Annotated in this window: 5 protein-coding genes; 1 reads left to right on the forward strand and 4 read right to left on the reverse strand. The window is 74.5% G+C overall.

What is annotated here, in order from left to right; all coding sequences use genetic code 11:
• Positions 1-53: 53 nt before the first annotated feature.
• The 4 genes from ACFWOG_RS39725 to ACFWOG_RS39740 all read right to left on the reverse strand — a co-directional run bounded on the left by ACFWOG_RS39725 (position 54) and on the right by ACFWOG_RS39740 (position 2676).
• Positions 54-533: an ATP-binding protein gene (locus tag ACFWOG_RS39725; protein ID WP_329881342.1), complete on the reverse strand. Its 480-nt coding sequence runs from the start codon at positions 531-533 to the stop codon at positions 54-56.
• 139 nt (positions 534-672) lie between these two features.
• Positions 673-1065: an STAS domain-containing protein gene (locus tag ACFWOG_RS39730; RefSeq protein ID WP_329881341.1), complete on the reverse strand. Its 393-nt coding sequence runs from the start codon at positions 1063-1065 to the stop codon at positions 673-675.
• A 120-nt stretch (positions 1066-1185) separates the two neighbouring features.
• A complete protein-coding gene (locus ACFWOG_RS39735) occupies positions 1186-2121 on the reverse strand; it encodes a SigB/SigF/SigG family RNA polymerase sigma factor (protein ID WP_380364516.1) in 936 nt (311 codons plus the stop codon).
• Positions 2122-2331: 210 nt separating this feature from the next.
• Positions 2332-2676 (reverse strand): WhiB family transcriptional regulator, encoded by a 345-nt coding sequence (locus ACFWOG_RS39740; protein ID WP_329881339.1) that lies wholly within the window; start codon positions 2674-2676, stop codon positions 2332-2334.
• 379 nt (positions 2677-3055) lie between these two features.
• Here ACFWOG_RS39740 and ACFWOG_RS39745 point away from each other — a divergent pair, with 379 nt between their 5' ends.
• Positions 3056-4429 (forward strand): MFS transporter, encoded by a 1374-nt coding sequence (locus ACFWOG_RS39745; RefSeq protein ID WP_380364518.1) that lies wholly within the window; start codon positions 3056-3058, stop codon positions 4427-4429.
• Positions 4430-4579 lie beyond the last annotated feature (150 nt).

A 4579-nucleotide genomic window follows, 5' to 3' on the forward strand; every position in this document is an offset into this window, starting at 1 on the left:
GCCCCGGACGCGGACCACGGCACGCCCGGTCCGGGTGGCGCCCCGGCGGCCGGTCAGCCCTGTACGGGCACCAGCCGGTGGCTGTCGATCTCGGCCCAGACCGCCTTGCCGCTCTCGTGCAGCGCGGCGCCCCAGCGGTCGGCCGCCCGCTGGACGATGAACAGGCCGTGCCCGCCGGGCACTCCGGGCCGGTGCGGCAGCCGGAGCTCCGGCAGGGTCGAGGACCCGTCGCTGACCTCGATCCGCAGACGCGCCTCGGTGGCGTCGAGCACCAGCTCCAGCGGGCCCCCGCCGTGCATCATCGCGTTGGCCACCAGCTCGGCGACGAGCAGGACGACGTCGTCGACCACGTCGGGGTCCACGCCGTCCTCGGGCCGTAGCCAGGACCAGTCGGCCAGTGCTTCGCCGGTGAACGCCCGGGAGCGGGCGACCGGTTTGGGTAGCCCGGCCAGCCGAAGCCGCCGGCGCTGCCCGCTCGCCGGGCGGCCGCTCCCGGACCGGCTGCCGTCGAGCGCGCCGCGGCTCGTCGCCATGGGTCGCTCACCCCTTCCTCGCACGGGTGATGAGAGGTCGTCTGATCGGTTGCCCCGGGGCATCGGAGTTATTCCTGCGCCTGGGGGTGGATGCCGGGCCACTGGGGCCCGGCGGGCACGGAGGGTGCCCGGCCGCGCCTCACGAGGCAAGCGCGGCGGGCACGGTCTCGTGGATGGAGAAGACCGCTTCGGCTCCGGTGATCTCCAGGAGCCGTGCGACCTGCGGGGACGGCGCGGCGAGCCGGAACTCGACGTCCGCGTTGCCGGCGGCGAGCCGCGCCCTCAGCAGCAGGTTGAGCCCCGAGGAGTCGCAGAAGCCGACCTCTCGCAGGTCCACGACCATCCGCCGGGGGCGCTGGGCCACCAGCTCGGTGAGGGCCTGCTCGGCCGGGGCGAGGCTGTCGATGTCGAGGTCGCCGCTCAGTGCGCAGACGGCCGACTCCGTGCCGGCGAGGCGAACCTCTACGCCCGGTGCGGTGGGCACGGTGGCCGCCGGGGCGGCCACCGGATACTGGTCGTCCTGGGCTGGCATGGTACGTGCCCTTCTCTCCGGATGCTCTCGGTGACCTTACGCCGATGAGAGGCCGTACAGCCAGGGGCGCAGGGGGATGCGCGGTCCCGGCCTCGGCGACGGGCGGGGACTCGGGCCGTCTCAGGACTCGTCCAGGCCGTCCCGGAGCCGCTTCAGGATTCGGCTGAGCAGGCGGGAGACGTGCATCTGGGAGACGCCGAGGCGGGCGCCGATCTGGGACTGGGTGAGTTCCTCGGTGAAGCGCATCGAGAGGATCAGCCGGTCGCGTTCGGGCAGTTCGGCGATCAGCGGCTTCAGCGCGACCAGGCTCTCGACCAGTTCCAGCCGGCCGTCCACGCCACCGAGGCGCCGCAGCGGGGAGTCCGCGGCGTCGGGGTCGGCCGAGGAGTCCAGCGACCCGGCGGAGTGACCGTTGGCTGCGGTGAGCCCCTCGATGATCTCTTCCTGCGTGAGGCCGAGGTCCTCCGCGAGCTCCGCCACCGTCGGCGCGCGGTCGAGGCCCTGGGCGAGCCGTTCCTGGGCCTTGGCCAGCGCCAGCCGCAGCTCCTGGAGCCTGCGCGGGACGTGCACCGCCCAGGTGGTGTCGCGGAAGTGCCGGCGGATCTCACCGAGGATGGTGGGCATCGCGAAGGTCGTGAACTCCACGCCGTGGCTGTGGTCGAAACGGTCGATCGCCTTGATCAGACCGATGGTGCCGACCTGGAGGAGGTCCTCCTGCGGCTCGCGGCCGGAGGCGAAGCGGCGCATGGCGTACCGCACGAGCGAGGTGTTGAGCTCGATCAGCGTGCCCCGGACGTACGAGTACTCGGGCGTGCCCTCCTCCAGGTCCCGGAGCCGCAGGAGCAGGTCCCGGGTCAGCTCGCGGGCGTCGGCGGGGGCGACCTCGGACGGGTCCGGTACCTCGGGCAGCACGTACGGCGCCGGCCGTTCGTCCTGGAGCGGCCGGACGGCCGTCGGCGCGGGCAGGGCGGTGACGGGGGAGGCACCCCTTCGTCCGGCCCGGCCGGGGACGGCCGTCGGGGCGGGGGCGAGGAGAGCATCACTGGGCGCAGCCATGTCGGTCCTTTCATCGGTTCCGCGATGACGAGGACGGCTCTACCCGGGACCGGCGGGGTGATGTCCCCCGGTCGCGTGATGATTTTGTGAAGAGAGGGAGGGGGTCGTGCGGGGAGGCGCCCCCGGCGCGACGGCGTGCCCGGTGTGCCCGGCGCCGCACGGGACGCCGACGGCGCGCGCCGCGGTGCCTGCCCGCGGAAGCGGCGTCCGCTACGCCGCGTCGTGGGAACCGCGCGAGGAGGCCCTGTCGTGGGTGGCCGTTCGGCGGGCGGTCCTGCGGCGGGAGGGCCGGACGAGTTCGGCGCGTTCGGCCTCGGTCAGCCCGCCCCAGATGCCGTAGACCTCCTCGGCCAGCAGGGCGTACTCCAGGCAGGCCCGGCTGACGGGGCAGTGGGCGCAGACGCGTTTGGCCTCCCGGTCACGGTCCTCGTGGGCCTGACCGCGTTCGCCGTTGGGGTGGAAGAAGAGTCGGCTGTCGGCGTGCCGGCAGGCCGCGCGGGTCTGCCAGCTCCCGTGGTGGTCGAAGACGCCGGGACGGCGGGGTCGGTCGCTCATGGGATCCGTCTGACCCGTCCCGCCGGGAGTAAACCGCCGCTCTCGGGACCGCCGGGCCGCCCGGCCGGGGGAGCCGACGGGGTGTCGAGGGTCACACGGCGCGGCCCGGAGGGCGCGGACACCCCCGGACGGCCCGTCACGACTGGGCGGGCGCCGTTCCGGCAGGGGCCGAGGGCCCGTCCGATTCGGGACCTCCGTCCTCTCCCGTGCTGACCTTCGCCCCCGCGGCCGGGTCGGAAAGGCGGGCAACTGTGGACGGTCGCCCGGTCGGTTTCCGGGCGAGCGGGCCGTTCCCCCGGGGGCGGCCCGCCTATCCGTCGTCTACGCCGGCGTACGGGGTGCGGGAGCACCGCCGTCCGCTCCGGAGGACCCGACTTCCATGTCACGCACCATCGACAACGCCCCGTATACCGCCTTCCACCGCAGGCTCGCCCTCGCCTGCTCCGGCGGACCCCTGCTCGACGGGTACATCCTGAGCATCGTCGGCGTCGCCCTCATCGGCATGCGCCCCGAGCTCGGGCTCTCCGCCACCGACGTCAGCCTGATCGGAGCCGCGGCCCTGATCGGCATGTTCGTCGGCGGCGCGCTCTTCGGCGTGCTGACCGACCGGATCGGCCGGGAGGTGATGTACACCGCCGACCTGCTCGTGATGATCGCCTGCTCGGTCCTGTCCTTCTGGGTCGACGCCGTCTGGGCGATCACCCTGCTGCGCTTCGTGCTCGGCATGGCGGTGGCCGCCGACTACCCGATCGCGACCTCGCTGCTGGCCGAGTGGCTGCCCGCCAAGCAGCGCGGACGGCTGCTCGGCCAGCAGATCGTCGCCTGGTACGCCGGCTCGGTGCTCGCCTACCTGACGGGCTACCTGTTCCTGCGGATCGGGGGGCCGGGCAGCTGGCGGTGGATGCTGGCCAGCTCGGCCGTGCTGTGCGTGGTGTTCCTGGTGATCCGCCGGGGCTCGCCGGAGTCCCCGCGCTGGCTCGCCGCCAACGGGCGGGTCGGCGAGGCGGTCCGTGTCGTCGAGAAGCACCTCGGCGTCCGGGTGGACGGGCGCGAGCTGATGCCCGAGCCGGCCGAGCCCGGCCGTGCCACCGGACTGCGCCTGCTGATGACCCCGCCGTACCGGCGCCGGGCCCTGTTCTGCGGGCTGTTCTTCCTCTGCCAGGTCGCACCGCTCTTCGCGATGCTCACCTTCGGGCCGCAGATCCTCGCGGCGTTCGGCATGCCGGGCGGGACGGTGCTGGAGACGCTCGGCACCGGCCTGGTGAGCCTGGTGTTCCTGCTGGGCTGCTACCCGGCGCTGCGCCTGATCGACACCTGGGGCCGCCGTCCGGTGATCATCTGGTCGTTCGCCCTGATGATCCTCCCGCTGGCCCTGCTGGGCCTGTGGCCGGCCGCCCCGGCCGCCGTCGCGGTCGTCGCCCTGTGTGCGTACGCCTTCCTGTGCGGCGGGCCCAACGTGCTCGACTGGACCTACCCCAACGAGCTCTTCCCGACCGAGATCCGGGCGACCGCCGTCGGCGTCGCGACCTCCGTGAGCCGGATCGGCGCGGCCGTCGGCACCTACCTGCTGCCGCTGTCGCTGACCGGACTCGGCACCGGGCCGACCATGCTGATCGCGGCCGGCGTCACCGCGGTCGGCCTGCTGGTCTGCGTGCTGTGGGCCGAGGAGACCCGGGGGGCGGGCCTGGGCGCGGCCTCGGCGTCGGAGACCCGGGCCGTCCGGGCGCAGCGCGCCCCGCAGCCGGTGCGCTGACGCCGCCGGCACCGCTGAGGCCGTCGGGACCGCAGACACCGCCGGGACCCGGCGGCCGGTGCGCCGGAACGGACCGCCGGTCACCGGCACCGGGCCACCGCCACGCGCGGTGGCCCGGTGCGGCCGGGCAGGATGGGCGGCGGCCCGTCC

The organism is Kitasatospora sp. NPDC058406, assembly GCF_042722765.1.
GTDB lineage: Bacteria > Actinomycetota > Actinomycetes > Streptomycetales > Streptomycetaceae > Kitasatospora.